The sequence below is a fragment of the Bacillus sp. PDNC022 genome, assembly GCF_016919285.1.
Lineage (GTDB): Bacteria > Bacillota > Bacilli > Bacillales > Bacillaceae > Bacillus > Bacillus safensis.
Window position 1 is genome coordinate 114,755 of record NZ_CP070345.1, and the last position, 24,813, is coordinate 139,567.

Sequence of the window (24,813 nt, forward strand, 5' to 3'; positions counted from 1 at the left end):
CGCTCCAGCAGCAGGGAGTTACAAGATGCACCTTCATATAGAAGGAACAAAATGATACAAAAAAGCCGAACAAAAAGGCTGCCATATTTCACACAAACTCTATTATATGACGCTGGATAGGAGAAGTCAACCTATTTAGAGGTAAAGGTGACGTTCCCCATTATATAAAGAAAAATAAAAAAGCAGACAATGTGCCTGCTTTTTTCTGCATGATTACGCATCTGTTGAGACGGATAACGCCTGTTGGAGAATGTCTGTAAATTGAATAAGGTAGGTCTCATCTACTTCACTGAAGCGGTCTTTCACAGGGCTGTCAATGTCGAGCACCCCAATGATCTGTCCATTGACCTTGAGCGGAATGACTATTTCAGATTGCGATGCTGCATCACAGGCAATATGTCCAGGGAATGCATGGACATCAGCGATACGCTGTACTTCACCAGTCGCAAATGCTGTACCGCAAACACCTTTTCCAGAAGGGATACGCACACATGCAGGCAGTCCGTTAAACGGTCCAAGCACAAGCTCGCCGTCCTTTGCTAAATAAAACCCTGCCCAATTGACTTCAGGAAGTGTGTGATAGAGTAACGCAGCTGCATTTGCCAAGTTGGCAATCAGATCAGGTTCACCATCTGTAATGGCTTCTACCTGTTTGACAAGCAATTGGTAGTCTTTTGAAGGATCGCCAGACTGTTTTTCGACATGAAACATGAAAATCTCCTACTTTCTATCTTAAAAATACATAACTTGCGTCTCGCATGTGGGATTTGTCGAGCAATTGTAAAAGGAACTTCCGCCTTCATCTTGAAGTATGTACACATGAAGAGGGGTGAGCGGATGAAAACATCAACAACCGTGCAAACAAAAGACCGTATTATGGATGCTGCCATCAGACTTTTTAACCAAAAAGGATTTTCTGGAACCTCTGTCCGTGAGATTGCGAAGGAAGCGAATGTCAACGTTGCCCACATTTCTTATTACTTTCAAGGAAAAGGAGGGCTGCTTGAGCAGCTCGTATCCGATTTTTATGAAGGTTATATTCAGATGATTGAATCACATCTCCATCACATGGAAACCCGTCACGCAAAAGAATGTTTACTACATGTGGTTTTTGATATTTTATCTTATCAGCACAAGCACCGTCAATTAACCCGTTTCGTTTATCGGGAGGTGACGATTGATTCGACACTCATCAGAGAAATCATGTCGACATATTTAACAAAAGAAAAGTATTTGTTTCAGCTTATCATTGAAAAAGGAAAAAGCACCCATGTTATTTGTGAGCAGCTTTCACTTGCATCCTTTATGATTCAGCTAAAATCACTTCTTATGATGCCATATTTACAGCCGCAATATTTAACAGAGGTGCTTTATTTGAACCCAAGTGAGCCGTATTTCTATCAAATGTACTTTAAGGAGCTGAGCCGCTCGCTTCATCATCTGTTAGAACCAAAAGAGCCGTCACTAGATTTTCATCTGAACCTCATGATGTCCTCGAATTGATCATAAGCATATCCGAGATCTTCCGCTTGATGGGCATCAGAGCCGAATATGAGCGGAATTTTTTTCTTTTTGGCAAGGTCAATCATCCATGGATCTAAATAGATACTTCTGGCATATGTTTTACGAAGACCTGATGTATTAAAATCTAAGGACATGCCTTTTTTTGCCGTTTCTTCAAGGCAAAGGGTGACCTTTTGACAAAGTTCAGGTGACATTTCATATGGAAAAAGCTGTTTGAATTTCTGGACAAGGGTGATATGACCGATTCTCTTTGGCTTATATTGGCCTAAAGATGATAGAATAGAAGAATGAATTTGGTCATAGTAGCTTTGGTAGACCTGTTCGATGCTGCCATAGATGCTTATTAGCTGCTGGAAGGCATGCTCGTCAAAATCAAGGCAAATATAATCATCGCCAGCAGGAAGAAAGTGAACAGATAAAATGGCGTCGTCTAGTTCTGAACCGTAGCAGTCTAAAAAGGTTCTTGTTTCCTCTTCATACTCTTTGATATAGTCAACCTCAAGTCCAGTTTTTACTATTAATTGCCCTTTGTATTCTTGTTTCAGCTGAGCCAGTTTCGTTATATACGCTTCAAGGTCTTGGAGCTTCATGGCACTATCCTGCTCAGGTGTTGGATCTTGAAACGATGGAGGCAGCGGGGCATGCTCGGTAAAGGTTATGGAATCAAATCCCTTTTTGATGGCTTTTTCAATATAAGAATGAAAAGGATCAAGCGAGCCGTGCGGGCAAAACGGTGTATGTAGATGTGCATCTTGTTTCAGCATGTCGTCACCTCTTGTCGATATTTTGAAAAACGTGATGTTTATCAGCGAAAATAATGAAAAATCATGACCAAAAATGCTGGTTACATGGTATCATAATAACAATGAAAACGACAGCTTCCGCATACATAAAAGCAGGTCACATTGATACGTGTGATCAAATGATAGAAAGCGCACAAATACTTTCTTGAAAAAACATACATAAAACCGTGAATGGATGGTATTGGAAAACATACGATCCTGCTTATAAAAAACAAATGCAAAGCGGACACGAAAGGGTTCTCAGGTCTACTCGGGACACTTTTACCCTGACATCACTTAGATCACAACAAGGGGGCTCATTATGGAGTTAATCATCGGTTTAATTGTCATTTTGCTTGCTTTGTTTTCAGTCGGTTATTTTCTGCGAAAAAATATATATAAAGAAATTGACCGATTGGAAGCATGGAAAATTGAAATTTTAAACAGATCAATTGTAGAAGAAATTTCAAAAATCAAACATTTAAAAATGACCGGAGAAACAGAGCAATTTTTTGAAAGATGGCGTGCAGAGTGGGACGATATCGTCACAGCCCATCTTCCAAAGGTAGAGGAGCTATTATATGATGCAGAAGAGTATTCTGATAAATATCGATTCTCCAAAGCCAAGCAGGTTCTAACGCACATTGAGGACTTGCTGAGTGCTGCTGATTCGAACATTGAAGACATTTTAAAAGAGATTGCAGACCTTGTCACAAGCGAGGAGCAAAATCGCAAGGACATTGAAAAGGTCAAAGAACAATATCAAACAGTTCGAAAAAATCTGCTTGCGTACAGCCATTTATATGGTACCCTTTATGACAAAATGGAGCAGGACTTAGACGAGGCCTGGGAAGGGATCAAGCAGTACGAGGAAGAGACAGAAAACGGCAACTATATGAAAGCAAGAAAGATTTTGCTTGAGCAAGACCGCAGACTCGATCAGCTTCAACTGTATATCAATGATGTACCGAAGCTCATTGCAGACTGCAAACAAACCGTACCAGGCCAGCTGACGAAGCTGAAAGACGGATATAAAGAAATGACAGACAAAGGCTACAAGCTCGAGCACATCCAGATCACTAAAGAGCTTGAGAACTTAAACAAACAACTGACCCGTGCGGAAAAACTGCTTATTGATGAACTCAATTTGGATGAGGCATCAAGCATTCTGCAAATGATTGATGATGCCATTCAGACGCTGTATGATCAGCTGGAAGCGGAAGTAGAAGCAGGTCAGGAAATCAAAAGCAAAATGCCTGAGCTGACGGAAGCATTTGAAAAGCTCGAGCAGGATCACACCCAAACTAAGGCAGAAACAGCTCTTGTAAAAGAAAGCTATAAACTGACAGCCGGAGAGCTTGATCAACAGAAGGCGTTCGAAAAACGCTTAGAAGAAATTGAAAAGCTCATGAAACAAATTCGCGAGAAGCTTGATCGTGACCACGTAGCATATTCATTATTAATGGATGAAATCAATCAGCTTGAGACCTTTATCGATGAAGCAAAAGCATTGCATGACACGTTTAAAGATCATCTTCAATCATTAAGAAAAGAAGAGCTCCAAGCGAGAGAAACACTGGCTGAGCTTAAAACGATGCTGACAGACACAGTGCGTCAGCTGCAAAAAAGCAATATTCCAGGTGTACCTGCTGACATGAAAGAGCAGGCTGAAAAGTCGCAGGAGATGATTCAGCAAGTGCAGCAGCAGCTGGAGAACCTGCCGCTCAACATGCCAGCCGTGAATGGGCAATTAAAAGAAGCCTCTGACACAGTGAGACATGTTGTGGATGAGACGGAAGAAATGCTCACTAAAGTGGATCAAATTGAACGAATCATTCAATACGGCAATCGTTTTAGAAGCCAAAATCATATTCTTTCAGAACAATTAAAAGAGGCAGAGAGAAGATTTTATGCGTATGATTATAGCGGTTCATTTGATGTAGCAGCAGCTGCTGTGGAAAAAGCATCACCTGGAGCCGTTCAGAAGCTATTAGCTCAGCAAGAAAAAGAATATCAGCATCAATAAAAAAGCTGAAGTCCATTGATAGGACTTCAGCTTTTTTTGTATTATGACGCCTGTTTCTGGCGTTCTTCTGAAGCAGAAGAAGTGAAAAGGGAGATCACGAACCCAATTGCGACTCCAAGTATCGCAGGGACAAGCCAGCCAATGCCATGGTCATAAAAAGGGAGCACTGTTTGGAAGAAGTCTTTTACTGGACCGATTGGAAGTTTTGCTGCTGCTAAGCCGTCAAATAAGCTGATGCACCCTGTTAAAATTAACGAGAGGACATATACTGGTCTTCTATGTCCAAGCCATTTATCAGCAAGTGATAGAACGATGATCACAATCGCCAGCGGATAAATCGCTGTTAAGACTGGAACAGAGAAAGCAACAATATGAGCAAGTCCAAAGTTAGAAATGATGAAACTAAATAATGTAACAAGTGTCACGACCATTTTATATGAAAGCTTAGGAAGTAAATTCGAGAAATACTCTCCACATGATGTAACAAGACCAATACTTGTTGTTAAACAAGCGACTGTGATGGCGGCACCTAACACAATATTTCCTAGACTGCCGAAAAGGAACTGAGAAGACTGAGCTAAGATTTTGCTTCCATCTCCAATGAATCCAATGGCATGTGTACTAGAAGCACCTAGATACGCAAGTGATAGGTAAACGAAGGTTAATCCAGCAGCTGCAATCAAACCCGCTTTGATACAAGCAGAAGCCAGTGCCTTTTTGCTTGTCACACCGCGTCCTTTAATCGCGTTGATGACCACAATTCCAAATACAATCGAAGCAAGAGCATCCATCGTTTTATAGCCCTCTAAAAACCCTTTGAAAAACGATCCGTTGCTATAAGATACATCTGGTGTACCAATGACGCCCATCGGTGTCAAAATGGCTTTGACAATGATAATCAAAATGATCGTAAATTTAATCGGTGTTAATATTTTCCCTACACGATCCACGATTTTTGTTGGATTTAATGCAAGGTAATACGTAATACCGAAAAAGACGAGTGTAAATAAAAGAAGGGACAGCCAAGCTGGCACACTTGATAAAAATGGTAATGCCCCAATCTCATACGAAACTGTTCCTGTACGCGGAATAGCGAAAAGCGGCCCAATGGATAAATATAAAATGACGGTGAATGCTGTTCCAAACACTGGGTGAGCCTTATCTGCAAGTCCTTTTGCATCACGCCCTGTCAAAGCAATCGCAATAATACCGAGTAGAGGTAAACCGACACCTGTTAATAAAAATCCGCCCATTGCTTTCCATACATTTGTTCCGGCATATTGCCCAAGCTCTGGTGGATAAATCATATTTCCGGCGCCGAAGAATAAAGCAAATAACATAAAACCTATAATAATCGTATCTTTTGTCGACAATGTTGCCTTCATTGAATATAAAGCCTCCAATATTATGTTGAAATATTCTGTTAATTAGCTGCTAAAACGGTTCTTCATTAACATTCACTAATTATAAAGGATGTACGCCTGATGTCAACATGTGTTTTCGTACAAAAGTCATGAATTTTTCTATTTTAGTATATGAAGAACAATAAAAAACATCCCCTTCCACAGAAGAAGAGGATGTTTTGGTTCACGATAACTAGGAGGCGAGCTGTTTCGGCGGATTGGTAAACATCGAAATAAGTAAACCAATCACAGCTCCGAGAATAGCTGGTACGATCCAGCCAATCCCTAAATCGTAAAACGGAACGATTGAACCTAAGATCTTAGGCAAGCCCCCTAGATTGACTTCGGCTGCTAATAATCCATCAATGATGGCAAAGAAACCAGTAAAGATGAGAGATACGATATAAATGAGTCTTCTACCGTTAATCCAGCGGTCAAGGAATGACAATAAAATAATGACAATGGCCAATGGATAGATGGTCACAAGTACTGGAACAGATAGAGAAATAATTTGTGCCAATCCAAGGTTTGCAACCAGTGTACTAAATAAAGAAACAATTAGAACGACTGACCGATAAGAAAAGCTAGGGAAAAGCTTTGAAAAATATTCCCCGCAAGATGAAATAAGTCCAACACTCGTCGTTAAACAAGCAAATAAAATGGCTGCGCCAAGTACAATGTTACCAGCAGAACCGAATAAAAAGTTGGCAGAAAGTGAAAGAAGTTTGCCGCCGTCATTTGCTCCAACCATTCCCGTTGCATCGGTACTTGAAGCACCCACATAGGCAAGTGAAATGTACACGAGTGCCAGTCCAATAGCAGCCACGACTCCTGCTTTAATACAAGCTGCTGCAAGAGATTTACGCTCCGTAATGCCTCTGTCTTTAACAGCTGTTACCACGACGATCCCAAAAACGATAGAAGCAAGAGCATCCATTGTTTTATAGCCTTCTAAAAAGCCAGTGAAGAGCGGGTTTGCTTTATATGTTGCATCAGGAGCACCGATCATTCCCATTGGCGTAGCAATGGCTTTAATGACAATAATGGCAATAACCGTTAATAAGATCGGTGTTAAAATTTTACCAATTCGATCAACCAGCTTTGAAGGATTTAACGCGAGCAGATATGAAATGGCGAAAAACACAACGGTAAAGATGAATAGCGGTACCCATGAAGTAGATTGGGCACTTGACAGGAAAGGAGCTAATCCTATCTCATACGAAACCGTACCTGTTCTCGGAATAGCGAAAAATGGTCCAATGGACAAATACAGAATGACGGTGAAAATGGTTCCAAATTTAGGATGAGCTTTATCAGCAAGGCCTTTTGCACCGGTACCTGTCAGTGCGACTGCAATTACCCCTAGAAGCGGAAGACCTACTCCTGTGAGTAAAAATCCACCGATGGCGAGCCATACATTCTCACCTGCATATTGTCCAAGAACAGGTGGGAAAATCATATTTCCTGCGCCAAAGAATAATGCAAAAAGCATTAGACCAATAGCTATCGTCTCTTTTATACTTAAACTATTTTTCAAAATAGTCCCTCCTCAATCTCAATCAGTGTAGTGTCTCAAGTTAAAATATTCTGACAATTTAAATGTTTATGTGACAATTGCACTAAGGATGATATAGTGAAAATGAAAAGTTGTCAACTGCCATTTTCAGAAAATTCTCTGTCTGACTTCATTATGGTAACATATAATTGCATTTATTTTTTAAGCTTTTTGTAAGGAGTTACATTTATGATCTATCTTGATAATAGTGCAACAACGAAGCCTTATCCAGAGGTTTTACAAGTATATCAGCAAGTGAGTGAGCGTTATTTTGGAAATCCATCTTCGCTTCATCAGCTCGGAATAGATGCAAGCCGGCTGTTAAATGAAACGAGAAAACAAATGCTTCACTATACAGGCTTGAAACAATATGAGATTATTTTTACTTCTGGTGCAACAGAAGCGAATAACATCGCCATTAAGGGAGCAGCTCTCGCCAAAATGAATCGTGGCAAGCACATTGTGACGACAGCAATTGAGCATCCTTCTGTCATTGAATCGTTTGAACAGCTGAAGGCTTTATTTGGTTTTGATATCTCCTATATTCAAGTAAATGAGCAAGGCCATGCAGATATGACGCATTTAAAAAAAGTGCTTCGTCCTGATACAGTGCTTGTCAGCATGATGCACGTCAATAACGAAACGGGTGCCATCCAGCCGATTGAAGAAGCTGCTGGCATCATTCGTGAGCATGCCAAAAACGCTCTTTTTCATGTCGACGGGGTGCAGGGAATGTGCAAAGTAGCACTCAATAAACAGCTGGATGTAGATCTTTTGACGATGTCAGGCCACAAAATTCATGGCTTAAAAGGCACAGGAGCGCTCTTTTTAAAGAAAGATACCTTTCTCGCCCCTTTCATTACTGGAGGAGAGCAGGAATTAGGTCTTCGTTCGGGCACTGAAAATCCTGCTGGAGCTGTCAGCCTAGCAAAAGCCATGAAACAATCGTTTGAACAGCTGAACAAGCATCATGATAAGATGCTGAACTTAAAAACGCAGCTGCAAAAACAGCTTGGAGACATAGAAGGTATTGTGATGAACACACCGCAGGCGCAAAGTGCGCCGCACATTGTGAATTTTTCAGTGCCGGGTATTCAAATCGAAGTCCTCCTCCATATGCTTGAAAAAGAAGGCATATATGTTTCTACAACCTCTGCCTGCTCAGCCAAGAAAAAAGAGCCGAGCCGTGTACTGCTGGCAATGGGAAAACCAGAAGAAGTAGCCAAAAGCAGTATGAGAATCAGCTTGACGTATGGACAAGGGCCAGAGCTAACGCCGCAAATCATCACATCGATCGCACAAAGTGTGAAAAAATTAAAAGGAATGAGATAACAGCATGAAATATGATCATATTTTAGTCCGTTTTGGTGAGATCTCAACAAAAGGGAAGAATAGAAAGAAATTCATTGAAAAACTAAGACAGCACATTCGGTACGTCTTAAAGGATTTTGAAGCATTAAAGTATGCATCTGATAGAGACCGTATCACGATTATGCTGAACGGAGAAGACCCTGATCTGATTTCAGAACAGCTCAAAAGTGTATTTGGCATTCAGAGTTTTAGTCTTGCGGTTAAATGTGAAACGAATCTAGATGCGATTAAAAATGCGGCACTAACAGCTGTACAGGAAGTATATGAACAAGGAAATACATTTAAAGTCTCAACAAAACGCTCTTATAAACAATTTGAACTTGATTCAAATGAAATGAACCGCGAAATTGGCGGACATGTTCTAAGGAATACGGAAAACTTAACGGTCAATGTGAAACAACCGGATGTGCATTTACGCATTGAAATAAGAGAGCATGCGACGTACATTACATTTAAGGATGTCAAAGGTGCAGGCGGCCTGCCGGTTGGTTCTAGTGGAAGAGCGATGCTCATGCTTTCAGGCGGCTTTGACAGCCCTGTTGCCGGCTATCAAGCGATGAAACGCGGAATTCAAATTGAAGCTGTGCATTTCTTTAGTCCGCCGTATACAAGTGAACGTGCCAAGCAAAAGGTCATTGATCTTGCAGAATGCCTGGCAGCATATGGAGGCGAAGTAAAGCTTCATATTGTACCATTTACAAAAATTCAAGAACTGATCCACAAACAAGTACCTGAAAACTATACGATGACATCAACAAGAAGAATGATGCTGAAAATAGCTGACAAAATAAGAGAAAAGCGTGATGCTCTTGCAATTATTACCGGTGAAAGCCTTGGTCAAGTGGCAAGTCAGACACTTGAAAGCATGTATGCCATTAACCATGTGACCAATACACCAATCATCCGCCCGCTCATTGCTGTCGATAAAAATGACATTATTGAAGAAGCAAGACGAATCGGCACATACGATACAAGCATTCAGCCTTTTGAGGATTGCTGTACGATCTTTACGCCGCCGTCCCCTAAAACAAAACCAAAGCTTGAGAAGGTAGAACGCTACGAAAGCTTTGCAGATTTTGAGCCGATGCTGGACGAGGCAGTAGAGCAAATTGAAACGATTATTGTGACAAATGAAAAGAAAGCGGCAGACGAATTCGCTGATTTATTCTAAAACGAAAATTTCATAATAATTACCATAAAATCAATCGCATGAAGTCATGTGTTTCTACACATTCTATATTCACAAGGAGGTGAGAACACATGGCTCAACAAAACAGACAAAGCAGTTCTAACCAATTACTAGTACCAGGCGCTGCACAAGCTATCGACCAAATGAAGTACGAAATCGCTTCTGAATTTGGTGTAAACCTTGGTGCAGAAACAACATCTCGCGCTAACGGATCAGTTGGTGGAGAAATCACTAAGCGTCTTGTATCTTACGCTCAACAACATATGGGTGGCGGATCTTTCTAAGACACACAATTAAAAAGCTATGGCTTATGAGCGGGATCATTCCCGCTCTTTTCTTTTTGTACATATAAATAGTTAGAATATTTTTAAAAAAGGAGACGGATTTAAAAAATTATGGCATAATACTAGGAGTAGGTCCTAATTCAAGCATTTTTCAGTTATGAGTGTTAGAATAGGTAAATTGAAACATGTTTCGTTTCATAAGAAAGAGGCTAAAAGGAGCTGTACCATGAAAAGAGAAGACTTAATTGCACCAGAACAATATAACTTAGTCAGTGAGATTGAAGCGTTCAGTCATGACAAGGAGAAAATGGCCCTGCACTGGCAGGACGGCAATGGCCACGAAGCGCATGTGACATATGCAGCATTAGTGGAAGAAGCAAATAAAATTGGACATGTTTTATTAAATGCAGGCTTCAAAAAAGGCGATAAAATCATTGTGATGGTGCCGCGCATGCTCGAGGCATACAGCATTTATTTAGCGATTTTAAAAACAGGAATGGTCGTGATTCCTTGTTCTGAAATGCTGCGTGCGAAAGATTTAGATTACCGAATTGAACATGCAGAAGCAAAGGGAGCGATCGTTTACTCTTCATTCATTCAATCGTTCGACGGAACCAAAAAGCCAAACGATTTTAAAACATTCTCAATCGGTGAAAACGATCATGGCTGGACAAACATTCTAGCGCAAAAGGAAGAGCAATCAAACGAACTTGAATTGGCTGATACAAAGCGCACAGACATGGCGTTTTTATCCTATACATCAGGTACAACAGGGAACCCAAAAGGGGTTGTTCATACACACGGATGGGCGTATGCACATTTACGCACAGCTGCCAAAGCATGGCTCTCCATTAATGAAGGAGATAAAGTATGGGCGACAGCAGGACCAGGCTGGCAAAAATGGGTGTGGAGTCCCCTCTTATCTGTGTTAGGAAGTGGAGCAGAAGGCTTTGTGTATGGAGGAAAATTCAATCCAAATACATACTTAGAGCTGCTTCAAAAAAATGAAATCAATGTCCTATGCTGTACACCGACAGAATATCGCTTTATGGCAAAAGTAGATGATTTGAGTCAGTACGCGCTGCCGAAGCTGCATAGTGCTGTTTCTGCGGGAGAGCCATTGAACCGTGAAGTCATTGATACATTCAAAAAGCATTTCGATATAGAAGTACGAGACGGCTATGGCCAAACAGAAAGCACACTGCTCGTAGGGGTGCTAAAAGGGATGGATATCAAGCCAGGCAGTATGGGGAAACCAACCCCTGGCAACGAAGTAGATATCATTGATGAGGACGGAAACGTCTGCGCACCTGGAGAAATTGGAGACATTGCGGTCCATCTCGAAACACCGGCTTTATTTAAGGAATACTATAAAGACGAAGAGCGTACAAAGGCGCAGCGCCGAGGAAATTACTTCATTACGGGTGACCGCGCGAAAAAAGACGAAGATGGGTACTTCTGGTTTGAAAGCCGCAGAGATGACATCATTGTCAGCTCAGGCTATACGATCGGACCGTTTGAAGTAGAAGATGCACTGATCAAGCATCCAGCAGTGAAGGAATGTGCAGTTGTGGCGAGCCCAGATGAAATCAGAGGATCAATCGTCAAAGCATACGTCGTCCTTCGTGATGGAACTGCGCAAAGTGATGAATTGATCAAAGAGCTGCAAACACATGTGAAAAACACAACAGCACCGTACAAATACCCAAGAGAAATCGAATTCATTGACGAACTGCCAAAAACTCCGTCAGCGAAAATCCGCCGTGTAGAGCTGAGAGAAAGAGAGCTTGCACGAAAAGGTAAATAATAAAGAAGTGAGAAGCGTTTGGATGGAAACATCCAGCGCTTTTTTTGTATGGAAAATGAAATTCATTGAAAGCAGGCAGGATACTTTGTGTTAAAATATGTAGGAATTTCTGAAAAAGGAGAATGTTAGTAGATGTCCATTGCGATCATTCATGGAATTGTACTTGCCTTTGGTCTCATTTTACCTTTGGGCGCACAAAATGTATTTGTATTTCAACAAGGAGCGCTGCAGCCTCGTTTTTATCGAGCATTGCCTGTCGTCATCACGGCTGCTCTTTGTGACACACTTTTAATTGCTTTAGCTGTCATAGGGGTTTCTGTTGTGGTGTTTACCATTCCTGTGCTGCAAATCGGTCTTTATATCATTGGTTTCTGCTTTTTAGTGTATATGGGATGGTCTGTATGGAACACAAGCTCATCATCAGGTGATCAAGAGAAGCAGAAATTAATGCCTGCAAGAAAACAAATTGTATTTGCTTGTTCAGTTTCTCTCTTAAATCCCCACGCGATTCTCGATACGATAGGTGTCATTGGTACGAATTCGCTGCAATATAGCGGGACAGAAAAGCTGGCGTTTACACTTGCCTGTATCATCGTGTCCTGGTTATGGTTTATTGGGCTCGCCCTTTTAGGGAAGATGTTAGGAAAGTTAGATACAAACGGCAAGTGGATGAACCGTATCAATAAAGCTTCGGCGGTCATGATCTGGCTGGTTGCATTATACATTGCGTATCAATTGATTGTGTAAAGGTACATAGAGAATGAAACAAAGAAGCGTTTGGACGTAATGATCCAGCGCTTTTTTTGTACATGTTGGAAGTGCAGCAACCCAATCCTGCATGAGCGCAGCGCTCATGCAGGATTGGGTCATTTTTTGAAGATCGTTTGATTTAATAGACGGAGAGCTTGTACGATATCATCGATTTGTTCTATGTCTGAGGGAGATAGGCTGTCTATTAGCATCCTTTCGATATGCTGGAAGGCTTCGTTCATACAGGCACGGCCTTTGCCAGATAGCATAATGACATGCTTTCGTTTGTCATTACAGTCTTCTTCTCTATCAATGAATTGTTTTTCGTGCAGTTTTTTCAGTTCTCTGCTGACATTTGGAAGAGACATATGCTGGCAGTCTGCGATTTCACTAGGGGTAAGCGGTTCGCTGACCGCTAGCTGCTCTAAAATCAAATATTGTAAGGGTGTTAATTCTGGTGGTTTGACTTTGCTCATCAAGTCATGTTTTAACTCTGAAAAAGTAGACGCAAATGCGACGAATTCCTTGAAGAAATGTGGATGTTGCATGATGATCACCTCCTATGTAACATATCAAATTTATTATCGAAAAACAATTATCATTTGACAACTAATCGATTGAGGTATATCCTTTTATTATCGAATGATAACTAAAGGAGAAAAAGATGAATGTACTCATTATTTATACTCACCCTCATCACAATAGTTTAAATGGTGCTTTTTTTAAAGAAATTGTTAGAGGCAGCGAAGAAAATCCAATCGTTCAAGAAGTGAAAATCATCGATTTATATCAAGACAAATTTAATCCTGTGCTTGTTTTTAATGAAGAGAAAAAAAGACGTGATATGCATAAGGACCCTGATATTCAGGTGTATCAGGATAAGATCAAGTGGGCGGACAAGATCGTGTTCGTTTATCCCATTTGGTGGGGGCGGCCGCCAGCTATGCTCCTTGGCTTTATTGACCGCATGTTTGCTGCGAATTTCGCCTATCGCCAAACAGGCGGTCTGCTGCCAGAAGGATTATTAAAAGGGAAAAGCGCCGTTTGTGTATCAACAATGCAAGGACCAACAAACTACCCTTTGTTCTTTTTACAAAATGCGCACAAGATGTTAATGAAACGAGCTCTCTTACAATATGTCGGTATCAAACCTGTGAAGTTCTTTGAGTTTGGGATGATGGAAAGTCCAAAAGGGAAGCATGACATCAAATTAAAGCGCACATACAACTATTTCAGAAACTTCAGCTCTTAATATATTTTGATAAGTCACTTTTCTTCTAATTTGATCCTGTTCTGTTTTAAAATGACATTGAGGCGAGGGACTCATCCTCGTCATTTGAAAAGGGGGATATGGATGAAGAAAACATTGTTTAAAGATGCAGCTCTCTTAACACTGGATCCATCTGTAGGTTTTCTTGAAAGGGGAGATTTATTAATTGAAGGGAAATACATTTTAGAAGTAGGACCTTCAATTGAAGTAAGTGATGCTGACATCGTTGATGCATCTGATATGGTCATCATGCCAGGTCTTGTAGATACACATCGGCATGTGTGGCAGTCTGTCATCCGGGGCATAGGGACAGATTGGTCTTTGCAGACATATTTGAGCAAAATCTATTATGGCAACTATGGAGCGATGAGACGCCCATCCGACGATCGAATTGCCAATTATTTAGGGGCATTAGAGGCTTTAGATGCAGGTGTGACCACGTTTTTAGACTGGACGATGATCAATTCAATGGATCATACAGAAGAGCTCATTGGAGGATTAAAAGATGCGGGCATACGAGCTGTTTTTGCTTTTGGTTCCTCTGGAGATGCTGAATATTGGGATAGGGAAAGTACGCTCACCAATATGGAGGACGCAGCACGTGTGAAAAAAGCGCATTTTCAATCATCAGATCAGCTTTTAACAATGGGACTTGCGATTCGTGGTCCAGAGTTTTCTTCATGGGAGACGTCGGTATTTGAAATTGAAACAGCCCGGTCTTTAGATACTCTATGCAGTATGCACATTGGCTTTGGGAATTGGGGAGCGGAGGATCGATCGATTGAGCGGCTTCACAAAGCACGGTTACTCGGGCCGGATTTGAATATGGTGCATATCAATGCCATCGATGCGGATCAAATGAAGATGCTGGCAGACAGCGGAAGCTCCATATCCATTACACCTGAAATTGAAATGATGATGGGTCACGGTTATCCTGTCACAGGACTGGCAATTGAACAAGGTGTTCTTCCAACGCTCGGTGTAGATGTAGTGACTGCGACAGGGGGAGATTTGTTTGCCCAAATGAAATTCGGGCTTCAAGCAGAGCGCGCGATCCAAAATCAATCGTTGTTAATGGATGGGATCATGCCGGGGCCTGAACTTGGGCTGTCTGCTTATCAAATGCTTGAGGCTGCGACGATCAATGGTGCACGTGCATTACAGCTTGATCATAAAATTGGGTCACTTACACCTGGGAAAGAAGCTGATTTCATTCTGATCGATCGGACAAGCATGAATCTTCTTCCGATGTCAGATCCAGCTGGAGCGGTTGTCCAAACGGCACATCCTTCAAATGTTGATTCTGTTTACGTTGCTGGAAAAGCAGTGAAACAAAACGGAAAGCTTGTCGGTGTGAACCTAGAAGAGGTCAAACGAAAAGCTTATGCGGCAAGAGATCATATTCTATCGCACAAGTTTGAATCAACGCCATCATAAACAAATAATCCCCATAGGTAGCTGCCTATGGGGATGAGATTACAAGGATTCTTTAATGACCATTTTATAATATTGGACAGATAGGAATCCGAAAATAGAATATAACACCGTATAAATCGACATGACGATGAGCATTGGTGTCCACAGTTCACCACCGAAGAAAAACCAGCCTGACTGTACTGCAAAGTAGCTGTGCAGCAACCCGACAATGAGCGGAATCCCAAAGTTAAATAGCTGTTTAAGCCGAATACCTTTTAACAGATCTTTCTCTGTAAAACCAAGTTTTCGTAAGATCGTGTAAGAGCTTTGTTCCTCTTCACTTTCATTCATTTGTTTAAAGTATAAAATACAGCCTGATGTGACAAGGAAGCTGAGACCTAAAAATCCGACGACAAACATCATCAGTCCTATTGTTTGCTTTTGCTGTTGAGCTGAAGCCAATTGAGACATGCTGTTGTCACCTAGTTTTAAAGAGGTAAACACACTATTTGCTTGTTCAAGATTTTTATTATCTTTTATGTTGACTGCTATATATTGGCTTTTATCAAGCTGCAGACCTTTTTGTTGGTCGAGCTGTAGCTTAGGATCCTTCTGTTGATCAAGCTGCTCAAAAACATCTTGACTCACGACGGCAACAGGCAGACCCCCAAAAGTGAAGTTGTTAGAAATGAGATAATCTTTTTTCAAATCCAAAACTTTCAAATCGAGCGGTTTCTTGATGAGAAGCTTCACATCGCCTGAGCTTTTAATCGGCATGAATTTCTTTAACATATCACTGTAGCCGCTTAAAATCACTTCGTTGTTCTCCACATGGATATTTGGTGCGTTTTTCTCACTAATTACAGGCAGTGTCAATATGCCTGGTTCATTATTCATATTTTTTAACTCTGCATCCATATCCATGAGTTTTTTTGCATCAAATTTTGCTCGAATCACTTTGACCTGCTTTAGATCATACGCAATTTGTTTGTCAGAAAGTGCACGAGTGAAGGTGTTGGCTTCTTTCTCTGAGCCCATGACGAAATGTGATGGGATCTGTTGTTCAGCGGTTTTTTCTGCTGAGTAATAGGAAATGTAGCTAAGAGCCAGCAAACCGATGGCAAGTGCAGATACGGTTGTAATAATCGTTAAAAGCAGTGCATTTGATTTTAGCCGGAACATAATGGATGACAAAGATAACACTTCATGAATGGCGAGATAGCCATTTTTTCTTTTACGTACGATATTGGCAATGAAAGAAACAGAGCCTTTGTAAAAAAGAAAGGTACCGATGATGACAGAGGCTAGAATATAAATCATGGCTAAAAGTAACTCAAGCATGGACGTATATGAGCCGGTAAAAAGCTTAGAAGAAATATAATAGCCTGAGCTGATCAAGACAATACCGAAAACCCCAATGATGATTTCAAACACAGAGATTTTTTTCACACGCTGTTCTGTCGAAGATGTGGTTCTAAACAAAGATAAAATCGTCTGTCTATTAATAAACCATCTATTTCTTAACATAATCAATCCATAGATGATGAAAAAGACGATGAGTGTCTGCAAAAGAGCCATGCCTGAAAAATGCAGATTGGCGATGGCGTTAACACCGGTCACTTTAAATAACACCATCAGCATCAGCTTTGAACCGATAAAGCCGGCAATGATGCCGATAACCATGGCGGTCACGTATAGGATAAAGTTTTCTGCATTGAGCAGTCTGGCAATTTTTTGTTTCGTCATACCAATGAGCTGTAAGAGACCTATTTCTTTTCCTCTGCGCTTAATAAAAATGCTATTCGCATATAGCAGGAAAATACCGACGATAGCAATGAGCAGAACTGAAGCGGCTTTAATTGAAGCGCCGCCTTTAATGGAGCCTTTTACATCATCAAGTGCAGGTGAGTACTGCAAGGTGACAAAAGAAAAATAGAGCGCCACACTAAACACGAGAGCAAACACATATAAATAGTAATTCTTCAAATTTTTCTTCAAGTTACGGAAGATGAGCTGATTAATGTTCATGCTTCACACCACCTAAAACACCTTGCGTTTTCATAATATCCTCGAAAAACATCTTTCTCTCTAAAGCACCTTTATTCAACTGTGTATAAATCTGTCCATCCTTGATAAAAATGACGCGTCTTGAATAGCTGGCTGCGACAGGATCATGTGTCACCATGACAATGGTCGCTTTTCGTTTGCGATTGAAATCTTGCAGTTTATTGAGTAAATCAGAGGCAGATTTGGAATCAAGCGCTCCGGTAGGTTCATCCGCGAAAATAAGACTCGGTTCATGAATGAAGGCACGAACCGCAGATGTCCGCTGTTTTTGTCCACCAGAGAGCTCATTCGGATATTTGTCTCTTAGTTCATAAATGCCCATGTCCTCCGCAAGCTGTTGAAAACGTTCGAAAGCTTCTTTCTTCGGCGTTTTGGAGATAGATAATGGTAAGAGGATGTTCTCTTTGACCGTGAGTGTATCAAGTAAGTTATAATCCTGAAAAACAAAGCCAAGCTGCTTTTTTCTAAATTCAGCAAGCTGCTGATCCTTCATTTGCGTCATCTCAGCATCTGCAATACGAATGGATCCGCTGGACACATGATCGATAGACGACAATACGTTCAGAAGGGTTGTTTTCCCCGAGCCTGATGGCCCCATGATACTGACAAATTCCCCGGCTTCAATGGTTAAATCAATACCGCTCAGCACCTCTTGTTTGTTGAATTTATTTCCATAGCTTTTATAAATTTTGCGAGCTTCTAAAATGTTCATTTGCTGAACCCCTTTTTCTTTTAATTGATATCTCTAGTATAAAAAGAAGCCTGCCAGACGTCCTTCGATTTGGCGAACAAAACAGACGAGCATGTGACATTGTTGTCACATGCTTGTTTTTTAAACAAATTTTATGTAAACCCGTTTCTTATGTAAGGTGAGTTTTCTTTACCTATTTATTTTATCTGGTTTTTCACTCTTATGTATCAATCTTCTATGATTTTTCATGTCATGGTGGCGTTTTGAAGCTTTACATGGTTATTTTATTCATGTATGATATGCATATTAAATGTATGCATAGTAAATCTATGTATTGGAGGTAACTAAGAATGAAAGTGAGTAAAGAGCTTCTAAAGGGAAGTACAGCTACCCTTATATTAAGCTTATTAAATGAAAGACCGATGTATGGATATGAAATGATTAAAGAATTGGAGGCGAAGTCGGAAGGGATTTTCAGCTTTAAAGAAGGAACAATCTATCCTATATTGCACAATTTAGAGGGGAAAGAATTTATTATTTCTTACTGGGGCGAAGGGAATGGCAACCGGAAAAGAAAGTATTACAAAATCAATGAGCAAGGGAAAGCACTGATACAGGAAAAGAAAGAAGAATGGAACGTTTTCAAACATGCAGTCGATGGCGTATTGAACGGAGAGAAAATCGCATGGGATTAGATAAAAAGTTCGAGAAGTATGTCAAAAGTGTATGTAAACAAATTAAAAATAAAGATGTTCATTCGAGTGTAAAGCTTGAACTGATGGATCATCTATACACACTAAAAGAGGAAGCGATGAATGCTGGGGTGCCTGAAAAAGAGGCGGTAGATCAAGCGTTGAACCAAATTGGTGATGCGGAAATTCTCGGAATGCAGCTCCATGAAACACATAAAACCCAAATCGATTTTAAAACAATTCTTCTAGTGTTAGCCACTTGTTTTTGCGGGCTGTTTGTGATGTACTTTTTGCAGTTTCATTCAGATTTTACAAATCTTCAAAACACGAACATTTTTTATAAAAGCCTTGTCTTTTATTTAGTGGGTTTAGTGCTTATGTTTGGTTTGTTTTCATTCGATTATCGGCGCTTATTGAAATACTCTTGGCATTTATACATTGGGACAGTCGGAACGCTGATTTTTTCGATGATGTTCGGGGAAAGAGTGAACGGTATTCTTTTTTTAAGAATACGTGATGTATCAATAAATTTGACTGAGATTATTCCTTTTCTTCTAGCCATTTCTTTAGCAGGTATCTTTCACAAATGGAATTGGGAGAATGCGTACAAAGCTTGGTTTGGAGTAGGGGTTATGGCTTTACCGATTATTTTAATCAGTACGATTGGTTTTCTTCCTGCGACTGTTATCTGTCTGGTCATGTGCTTAACCGTGATGTATGTGTCTAGCGCAAGTTTATGGCAAATCATTATGCTGACAGCAGCAGGCATTTTATATGTGATGGTTGAATTATTTTCTCTTTTTCAAGCAGATGGGCACCCTTTCTTTTATAGAATTCATGAATTCAGCTCAAACGGGCTTCAGATCACACCTTATGCTATGTCTGAAGTTCACACGGATTGGATGTTTACATATATCATTTATTCATTTGGCTGGTTGGCAGGGCTCATTGCGATTCTGTTGTTTGTCATTTTTATTCACAGAGTATTTCATACAGCAAAACGAGTGAAAATGGCTTATGGCAAAATGGTCATGACAGGTTTAGCCGCTGTTTTTGCAGCAAAATGTCTCTTAAGCATCTTCACAAACTTTGGCTTTCTGCCTTTACCTGGAGTGTCTATGCCTTTCATGAGCTATGGAGGTTCACATATTCTTCTAGAAATGATGGCTGTTGGGCTGATCTTAAGTATTTATAGACGGAGAAAGATGGGAGATGTTTTTCGCAGAGAAGCGGGGAGTATTTCCTAAGTAAGCCACCACAATCTCTTCGCGCAAGTTTTGACAGCCGCGAAGAGATTGTGATTGCTTTTCACATGCTCGCAATATGAACAAAATCATTCTTTTTCGGAAAGATGAAGGTGAAGGTTGTACCTTGATCTATCGTGGAGTTGACCTCGATCGTGATATGAAGAGCGTCTGCTCCTTTTTTCGTTAAATAGAGCCCCATTCCTGTTGAGGCGGTGTCATTGTGATGTTTAGTTGAGGTAAAGCCTTTTTCAAAAATACGAGAGATGTCTCTTGGATCAATTCCTCTGCCTTGATCTGTGATCGTCAGCATGACTTGGTCATTTATTTGCTTGCTTTCAATGACAATATCGGAAGAATGGCTGTATTTGACTGCATTTGTGAGTACCTGTCTGATCATAAAGGATAACCATTTTATATCACTTAATACGGTGCGTTCCTCCAGCGTCAGCTCAAAGCCGATTCCTTTTTGCATACACCATGATTGGAGCGCTTTGATTTCTTTTGTTATGATGCTTTGCAGGTCCAGCTTTTCAATGAATAAATCATTTTCGATATGACGTACTCTGCTTTGGTGCAGCTGGGCATCGAGTAATAAATGGATTCTGAGCCACTCATACGTCATATTTGATTTCAGCGGCTGATCTGTTAAGCGGTCAATCATTAAGCGCATCGCTGTCAGCGGTGTTTTGACCTCATGTATCCAAGAAAGTAATTCATCTTTTTCTTCTTCAAGAGCGATTTTCTGATCTGCTGCCATCCGCCGGTAGCGTGCAATTTGCTCTGACGTCGCATCATGGATAAGGTGCTCAAATGGGGAAGTGGGGGCTAGCCGCATTTGATGTTCAATGTCATCATCCCATTCTTTCAACCTCTCATAATAAGCTGTTTCTTTTCGGTATCGAAAAAAGAGAAAGACAATCATGAGAAACGTAGACAATAGCACAATATAAAAAAGAGAAGCGATGGGAATGGTCGTATCCAAATAAGCAACAAATAGAATGAGGAGCTGCAAACTAAGAAAGAAAAGAATCCAGCTTCTTCGTTCTTTTAGAAATGCCTGCAGCATCATTGATCATCCTTTTCCTTTGCAAGATAGCCTTGACCCACTTTTGTCTCAATGAAGGCGCCAAGGGAGATCTCGTCTAGTTTTTTTCTGAGCCGGTTGACGTTTACAGTCAGTGTATTGTCACTGACAAATCGTTCATCCTCCCACAATGCTTGAATGAGTGATTCCCGGCTGACGATATGATTTTTATGCTGAATCAATTCCTTGAGAATAAATAACTCATTTTTCGTTAATTCAACCTCACCGTGATCATTTGTTACGGTGTTTTTTTCTAGGTCAATCGCAGCGCCGCACCACATTTTTAGGCTGGCCGGTTCTGCATTATAATTATGCACGCGGCGAAGAACAGCACTAATTTTGGCAATGAGCACGTCAAAATGGAAGGGCTTTTGCACGAAATCATCAGCACCGAGCTGCATCGACATGACCATATCAGCAGGGTGGTCTCTTGAGGAAAGGAAGATGATTGGAACATTTGAATGATGCCGAATCATCCGGCACCAGTGAAAGCCATCGTATTTTGGCAGCTGAATATCAATAATGACGAGATCAGGCTGGACAGACGTGAATTCCTGCAGCACCTGATGAAAATCTTGAATCCCATAGACATCATAGGACCAGTTGACTAGACGTTCTTTGATTTCTTGGAAGAGGGTTGTATCATCTTCAATCAGTAGAATCTTAAACAAAATCAGCACCACACTTTTTGTATTCGCTTGTTGTCATTGTAGCGGAAAAAAGGCTCTGCCGCTAGAAGCAGACAAGAAAAAAGCAAGGGAAGAGGTCCCTTGCTTCAGCTTATTTACCTAAAAAGTGCTTTTTAAAGAATGATAGTTGGAATTCAAGTGTGAGTGGGTCATTAAAATAGAATTCCTCTGCATTGGCTTCATACACACGATGTTTTTTGACAGCTGGGATGGACTTGTAAATTTCACTGTTTTGATAGGAATTGTCCATTTCGCTATTTTTACTAATGATCATATAGTCTCCAGCAAACTCAGGGATGACTTCCTGTGAAACCGCATAGTAGCCGGCTTTTAATGCTTTTTCTTTCACTTTCTCAGGCATTTTCAGTTTCATTGCTTGATAGAGAATTTCTGTTCCGCGGCCCCATGCATCTCCAAAGACGTAAAGGTCTTTTGTGCCACTTTCAAAGACAGAAACTGTTGCATCTTTACCGATTTTTGCTTTGATTTCTTTTCCCGCTTCAGCTGAGCGTTTTTTAAAATCTTTTACCCAAGCTGTTGCTTCTTTTTCTTTGTTTAATACTTTACCGATTTCAATTTGCTGCTGAAGGTAATCCACTTTGTTATACGTAAACAAAACGGTTGGTGCGATTTTTTTGAGCTTTTCTACATTTTTAGTATTACTTAAGCCAATGATGACATCAGGCTTTAGCTTCATGATTTTCTCTACATTGGCATCCGATACTTCTTCCACATTTTTTAATTCCTTTTGGAAGCGAGGGTTCTTTTTGGACCAAGAGTCAACGCCGACGAGGTTCACACCAAGTGACATGACATTACCTGTGTAAGAACCAAGAACAACAACACGTTTTGGATGTGCTGGAAGCTTCACAGGCCCATTTTCAGATTGATATGTAATTTTGTCTGATGATGTTGATTGATTTCCTTTATTTGAGGAAGAGCTGCTGCTATTGCCACATGCGCTCAATGCAAGTACAAAGATGAGCATCAGAGGGAACAATATTTTCTTCATGAATGTAGACTCCTTTGAAATCGGCACATAGCCGTATATTTGGTTGTATTAGTGATAATGATAATTATTATCACTTGGATATCATATCATAGGACTGTGGTCTGTTGTCAATGACATTTTGATAGCTGGTGATAAAAAATAAAGGGGGAATTTTCGATAAAAAAAAGATCAAGGCAGCATGTGTCCTGATCTTTTTTCTTATTTAAACCAGCCTTTTTCTTTTGATCGTGTAATGGCTTCGATGCGGTTTTTCACTTCTAGCTTATCTAAAATAATGGAAATGTAGTTCCGGACAGTGCCGCTTTTAATGCTCAGTTCTTTTGCAATTTCTTTTGTGTTTTTACCGTCTGCGACAAGTTCAAGAACCGATTTCTCTCGCTCCGTTAAAGGGTTTTCGTCACTATATAAGTCTTCCATCAATTCAGGTGCGTACACCTTTTTCCCTTTCATCACACTGCGAATGGCACTTGCCAGCTCCTCGCTTGGGCTGTCTTTCAGCATGTAGCCGCTGACGCCAGCTTTTAGCGCTCTTTGGAAATAACCAGAGCGGGCAAAGGTCGTTAAAATGATGATTTTCACATCTGATCCTTTAAGCTCTTCCGCTGCATCAAGTCCGGTTTTTCCCGGCATTTCAATATCCATTAAGCAAATATCAACAGGGTGTGTTTTGGCAAAATCGATGGCATCTTGGCCATTCGTACCTTTCCCAACAACCGTCATATCGTCTTCTAAATCGAGAAGTGAACCGAGTGCACCAAGCAGCATTTGCTGATCTTCTGCGATAAAGATGTTGATCATTTCATCCCCTCCTTTTCTTTTGCTGCTGAATCATTTGGAATGCTCATAATGAGCTTTGTCCCGTCTTTTGTTTCAATGCGCAGGCGGCCATTTGCAAATTCTAATCTTTCTCTTATTCCTAAAAGGCCGTGACCCTTCGTTTGAGAGGATGGATAGTCGCCTTTAAATGTTCCGTCATCCTCAACGGTGACGATGGCTTCCTTTGATTTTTGGTGAATGGTGATTTTACAAACAGTCGCATCACTATGTTTGACGACATTTGTCACTGCCTCTTTGATGCACATGCTCACTATGTTTTCGTTCAGAAGTGAGATGTGTTTCGGTGCTTCCTTTTCATCATAGATCAACTCAATTCCGGCTGCTTCGAGAATTTGCTCGATGTTCGACATTTCATCTTTAATTCGGATGCCTTTCATGGAGGAAACAATCTTCCGCACTTCATTGAGAGACGTTCTGGCGGTTTGCTGGACGCTTTTGAGTTCGGCACGAGCCTGTTCAGGGTCTTTATACACGAGTTTACGGGCAAGATCACTTTTTAAACCGATCAAAGAAAGCTTTTGTCCAAGGGTGTCATGCAGGTCGCGTGCAATGCGCTGTCTTTCTTCAAGCTTCACAAGATCAGCAATCCGTTCATTGGCATATTCTAATTTCTCCTCAAGCCGTTCACGTTCCTTCCTGCTCCGAACGCTGAGAGGAAGAAGAATGGCACTAATCAGGGTGATCACCACAAAAGGAATTTGTGTGAGAAACCAGCCCTTTTTTAAGATCAAACTAAAGTTCACTGCCACGGCGGCACTCGCCAGATGGATATAGTACAAGATATAAAAGGGGACTTTTCGTTTAATATGTCCGTTAAAATAGGCGATGCAAAAAGCGAAATAAATATAGCTGTAGAGCATCACATAACCAGTTGAAATACCGATCAATAAAAGGCCAAAGACATATAATGACCAGCCTTTTGCGACAAAGGCAAAACGATACACAGCGAAAAAGACGACGTTCAAAATAATGCCGATCACAATACCTAAAGTCGAAGGTGTCTTAAGGATAAAATAGAAGGGCAGGATGAAAAAAATGGCCCATATATAGGGAGAAATCCCATGCAATTTTTGAATTTTAAACTGTTTTTTCATCCGTGTGCCACCTTTTTTCGTTT

At 40.7% G+C, this 24,813-nt stretch carries 23 protein-coding genes; 11 read left to right on the plus strand and 12 right to left on the minus strand.

Going from position 1 to position 24,813, the window contains the following annotated elements:
- Positions 1–213 precede the first annotated feature (213 nt).
- Positions 214–711 (minus strand): GAF domain-containing protein, encoded by a 498-nt coding sequence (locus JVX94_RS00690; RefSeq protein WP_095409294.1) that lies wholly within the window; start codon positions 709–711, stop codon positions 214–216.
- Positions 712–837: 126 nt separating this feature from the next.
- Here JVX94_RS00690 and refZ point away from each other — a divergent pair, with 126 nt between their 5' ends.
- Positions 838–1,503: a forespore capture DNA-binding protein RefZ gene (gene refZ, locus JVX94_RS00695; RefSeq protein ID WP_095409293.1), complete on the plus strand. Its 666-nt coding sequence runs from the start codon at positions 838–840 to the stop codon at positions 1,501–1,503.
- Here the strand turns inward: refZ and hisJ are convergent.
- Complete coding sequence (gene hisJ / locus JVX94_RS00700) at positions 1,473–2,288, minus strand: histidinol-phosphatase HisJ (RefSeq protein ID WP_095409292.1); 816 nt, start codon at positions 2,286–2,288, stop codon at positions 1,473–1,475. The genes refZ and hisJ overlap by 31 nt on opposite strands.
- 340 nt (positions 2,289–2,628) lie before the next feature.
- Here hisJ and ezrA point away from each other — a divergent pair, with 340 nt between their 5' ends.
- Positions 2,629–4,332, plus strand: a complete 1,704-nt coding sequence (gene ezrA / locus JVX94_RS00705; protein ID WP_205184252.1) for a septation ring formation regulator EzrA — start codon at positions 2,629–2,631, stop codon at positions 4,330–4,332.
- A gap of 41 nt (positions 4,333–4,373) precedes the next feature.
- Here the strand turns inward: ezrA and brnQ (JVX94_RS00710) are convergent, their stop codons facing one another.
- Together brnQ (JVX94_RS00710) and brnQ (JVX94_RS00715) are read right to left on the minus strand one after the other, a co-directional pair.
- Entirely contained in the window at positions 4,374–5,717 is a 1,344-nt protein-coding gene (gene brnQ / locus JVX94_RS00710) for a branched-chain amino acid transport system II carrier protein (protein WP_205184253.1), read from the minus strand.
- Positions 5,718–5,928: 211 nt separating this feature from the next.
- Positions 5,929–7,272, minus strand: a complete 1,344-nt coding sequence (brnQ, locus tag JVX94_RS00715; RefSeq protein WP_144471380.1) for a branched-chain amino acid transport system II carrier protein — start codon at positions 7,270–7,272, stop codon at positions 5,929–5,931.
- A gap of 207 nt (positions 7,273–7,479) precedes the next feature.
- On the opposite strand from brnQ (JVX94_RS00715), the gene JVX94_RS00720 reads away from it, so the two are divergent.
- From JVX94_RS00720 to JVX94_RS00740, 5 genes are all read left to right on the plus strand, one after another.
- A complete protein-coding gene (locus JVX94_RS00720) occupies positions 7,480–8,622 on the plus strand; it encodes a cysteine desulfurase family protein (RefSeq protein WP_205184255.1) in 1,143 nt (380 codons plus the stop codon).
- A 4-nt stretch (positions 8,623–8,626) separates the two neighbouring features.
- On the plus strand, positions 8,627–9,832 hold the full coding sequence (thiI, locus tag JVX94_RS00725; RefSeq protein ID WP_205184257.1) for a tRNA uracil 4-sulfurtransferase ThiI: 1,206 nt from the start codon (positions 8,627–8,629) through the stop codon (positions 9,830–9,832).
- Between the two features lie 89 nt (positions 9,833–9,921).
- Positions 9,922–10,134 carry an alpha/beta-type small acid-soluble spore protein gene (locus JVX94_RS00730; RefSeq protein WP_024424829.1) on the plus strand — a complete coding sequence of 71 codons (213 nt, stop codon included), beginning with the start codon at positions 9,922–9,924 and terminating at the stop codon, positions 10,132–10,134.
- Between the two features lie 226 nt (positions 10,135–10,360).
- Positions 10,361–11,941 carry an acyl-CoA synthetase MbcS gene (gene mbcS, locus JVX94_RS00735; RefSeq protein WP_205184259.1) on the plus strand — a complete coding sequence of 527 codons (1,581 nt, stop codon included), beginning with the start codon at positions 10,361–10,363 and terminating at the stop codon, positions 11,939–11,941.
- Positions 11,942–12,073: 132 nt separating this feature from the next.
- A complete protein-coding gene (locus JVX94_RS00740) occupies positions 12,074–12,688 on the plus strand; it encodes a LysE/ArgO family amino acid transporter (RefSeq protein WP_205184261.1) in 615 nt (204 codons plus the stop codon).
- Positions 12,689–12,807: 119 nt separating this feature from the next.
- On the opposite strand, the gene JVX94_RS00745 is transcribed toward JVX94_RS00740, so the two are convergent.
- Complete coding sequence (locus tag JVX94_RS00745) at positions 12,808–13,239, minus strand: MarR family winged helix-turn-helix transcriptional regulator (protein WP_095409284.1); 432 nt, start codon at positions 13,237–13,239, stop codon at positions 12,808–12,810.
- Positions 13,240–13,355: 116 nt separating this feature from the next.
- On the opposite strand from JVX94_RS00745, the gene JVX94_RS00750 reads away from it, so the two are divergent.
- Both JVX94_RS00750 and JVX94_RS00755 read left to right on the plus strand, forming a co-directional pair.
- Positions 13,356–13,943 (plus strand): NAD(P)H-dependent oxidoreductase, encoded by a 588-nt coding sequence (locus JVX94_RS00750; protein ID WP_205184264.1) that lies wholly within the window; start codon positions 13,356–13,358, stop codon positions 13,941–13,943.
- A 102-nt stretch (positions 13,944–14,045) separates the two neighbouring features.
- Complete coding sequence (locus tag JVX94_RS00755; protein ID WP_205184267.1) at positions 14,046–15,398, plus strand: amidohydrolase family protein; 1,353 nt, start codon at positions 14,046–14,048, stop codon at positions 15,396–15,398.
- A gap of 39 nt (positions 15,399–15,437) precedes the next feature.
- On the opposite strand, the gene JVX94_RS00760 is transcribed toward JVX94_RS00755, so the two are convergent.
- Together JVX94_RS00760 and JVX94_RS00765 are read right to left on the minus strand one after the other, a co-directional pair.
- Positions 15,438–17,405: an ABC transporter permease gene (locus tag JVX94_RS00760; RefSeq protein ID WP_205184269.1), complete on the minus strand. Its 1,968-nt coding sequence runs from the start codon at positions 17,403–17,405 to the stop codon at positions 15,438–15,440.
- Entirely contained in the window at positions 17,395–18,156 is a 762-nt protein-coding gene (locus JVX94_RS00765) for an ABC transporter ATP-binding protein (RefSeq protein WP_012010889.1), read from the minus strand. Before JVX94_RS00765 ends, JVX94_RS00760 begins: the two co-directional genes overlap by 11 nt.
- Before the next feature lie 329 nt (positions 18,157–18,485).
- Between JVX94_RS00765 and JVX94_RS00770 the strand changes: the two genes are divergently transcribed.
- Both JVX94_RS00770 and JVX94_RS00775 read left to right on the plus strand, forming a co-directional pair.
- The gene (locus JVX94_RS00770) at positions 18,486–18,830 is read left to right on the plus strand and encodes a PadR family transcriptional regulator (protein WP_095409279.1); all 345 of its coding nucleotides are present in this window, start codon (positions 18,486–18,488) and stop codon (positions 18,828–18,830) included.
- The gene (locus JVX94_RS00775) at positions 18,821–20,074 is read left to right on the plus strand and encodes an FtsW/RodA/SpoVE family cell cycle protein (protein ID WP_205184271.1); all 1,254 of its coding nucleotides are present in this window, start codon (positions 18,821–18,823) and stop codon (positions 20,072–20,074) included. The genes JVX94_RS00770 and JVX94_RS00775 overlap by 10 nt, the downstream gene beginning before the upstream one ends.
- Before the next feature lie 61 nt (positions 20,075–20,135).
- Here the strand turns inward: JVX94_RS00775 and JVX94_RS00780 are convergent, their stop codons facing one another.
- The 5 genes from JVX94_RS00780 to JVX94_RS00800 form a co-directional block, all read right to left on the minus strand.
- Entirely contained in the window at positions 20,136–21,140 is a 1,005-nt protein-coding gene (locus tag JVX94_RS00780) for a sensor histidine kinase (RefSeq protein ID WP_205184273.1), read from the minus strand.
- The gene (locus tag JVX94_RS00785; RefSeq protein WP_205184275.1) at positions 21,140–21,829 is read right to left on the minus strand and encodes a response regulator transcription factor; all 690 of its coding nucleotides are present in this window, start codon (positions 21,827–21,829) and stop codon (positions 21,140–21,142) included. The genes JVX94_RS00780 and JVX94_RS00785 overlap by 1 nt, the downstream gene beginning before the upstream one ends.
- A gap of 109 nt (positions 21,830–21,938) precedes the next feature.
- Positions 21,939–22,859: an iron-hydroxamate ABC transporter substrate-binding protein gene (locus JVX94_RS00790; RefSeq protein ID WP_205184277.1), complete on the minus strand. Its 921-nt coding sequence runs from the start codon at positions 22,857–22,859 to the stop codon at positions 21,939–21,941.
- 198 nt (positions 22,860–23,057) lie between these two features.
- A complete protein-coding gene (locus JVX94_RS00795; protein ID WP_041115006.1) occupies positions 23,058–23,657 on the minus strand; it encodes a response regulator transcription factor in 600 nt (199 codons plus the stop codon).
- On the minus strand, positions 23,654–24,790 hold the full coding sequence (locus JVX94_RS00800) for a sensor histidine kinase (protein ID WP_095409274.1): 1,137 nt from the start codon (positions 24,788–24,790) through the stop codon (positions 23,654–23,656). The genes JVX94_RS00795 and JVX94_RS00800 overlap by 4 nt, the downstream gene beginning before the upstream one ends.
- Between the last annotated feature and the right edge of the window lie 23 nt (positions 24,791–24,813).

Coding starts and splice junctions, on each gene's coding strand:
- JVX94_RS00765 (WP_012010889.1), bottom strand. CDS start 18,156: ATGAACATTTTAGAAGCTCGCAAAATTTATAAAAGCTATGGAAATAAA.
- ezrA (WP_205184252.1), top strand. CDS start 2,629: ATGGAGTTAATCATCGGTTTAATTGTCATTTTGCTTGCTTTGTTTTCA.
- mbcS (WP_205184259.1), top strand. CDS start 10,361: ATGAAAAGAGAAGACTTAATTGCACCAGAACAATATAACTTAGTCAGT.
- JVX94_RS00790 (WP_205184277.1), bottom strand. CDS start 22,859: ATGAAGAAAATATTGTTCCCTCTGATGCTCATCTTTGTACTTGCATTG.
- thiI (WP_205184257.1), top strand. CDS start 8,627: ATGAAATATGATCATATTTTAGTCCGTTTTGGTGAGATCTCAACAAAA.
- JVX94_RS00795 (WP_041115006.1), bottom strand. CDS start 23,657: ATGATCAACATCTTTATCGCAGAAGATCAGCAAATGCTGCTTGGTGCA.
- JVX94_RS00690 (WP_095409294.1), bottom strand. CDS start 711: ATGTTTCATGTCGAAAAACAGTCTGGCGATCCTTCAAAAGACTACCAA.
- refZ (WP_095409293.1), top strand. CDS start 838: ATGAAAACATCAACAACCGTGCAAACAAAAGACCGTATTATGGATGCT.
- JVX94_RS00755 (WP_205184267.1), top strand. CDS start 14,046: ATGAAGAAAACATTGTTTAAAGATGCAGCTCTCTTAACACTGGATCCA.
- hisJ (WP_095409292.1), bottom strand. CDS start 2,288: ATGCTGAAACAAGATGCACATCTACATACACCGTTTTGCCCGCACGGC.
- JVX94_RS00775 (WP_205184271.1), top strand. CDS start 18,821: ATGGGATTAGATAAAAAGTTCGAGAAGTATGTCAAAAGTGTATGTAAA.
- JVX94_RS00800 (WP_095409274.1), bottom strand. CDS start 24,790: ATGAAAAAACAGTTTAAAATTCAAAAATTGCATGGGATTTCTCCCTAT.
- JVX94_RS00720 (WP_205184255.1), top strand. CDS start 7,480: ATGATCTATCTTGATAATAGTGCAACAACGAAGCCTTATCCAGAGGTT.
- JVX94_RS00780 (WP_205184273.1), bottom strand. CDS start 21,140: ATGCTGCAGGCATTTCTAAAAGAACGAAGAAGCTGGATTCTTTTCTTT.
- JVX94_RS00730 (WP_024424829.1), top strand. CDS start 9,922: ATGGCTCAACAAAACAGACAAAGCAGTTCTAACCAATTACTAGTACCA.
- JVX94_RS00760 (WP_205184269.1), bottom strand. CDS start 17,405: ATGAACATTAATCAGCTCATCTTCCGTAACTTGAAGAAAAATTTGAAG.
- JVX94_RS00745 (WP_095409284.1), bottom strand. CDS start 13,239: ATGCAACATCCACATTTCTTCAAGGAATTCGTCGCATTTGCGTCTACT.
- JVX94_RS00770 (WP_095409279.1), top strand. CDS start 18,486: ATGAAAGTGAGTAAAGAGCTTCTAAAGGGAAGTACAGCTACCCTTATA.
- brnQ (WP_205184253.1), bottom strand. CDS start 5,717: ATGAAGGCAACATTGTCGACAAAAGATACGATTATTATAGGTTTTATG.
- JVX94_RS00740 (WP_205184261.1), top strand. CDS start 12,074: ATGTCCATTGCGATCATTCATGGAATTGTACTTGCCTTTGGTCTCATT.
- JVX94_RS00750 (WP_205184264.1), top strand. CDS start 13,356: ATGAATGTACTCATTATTTATACTCACCCTCATCACAATAGTTTAAAT.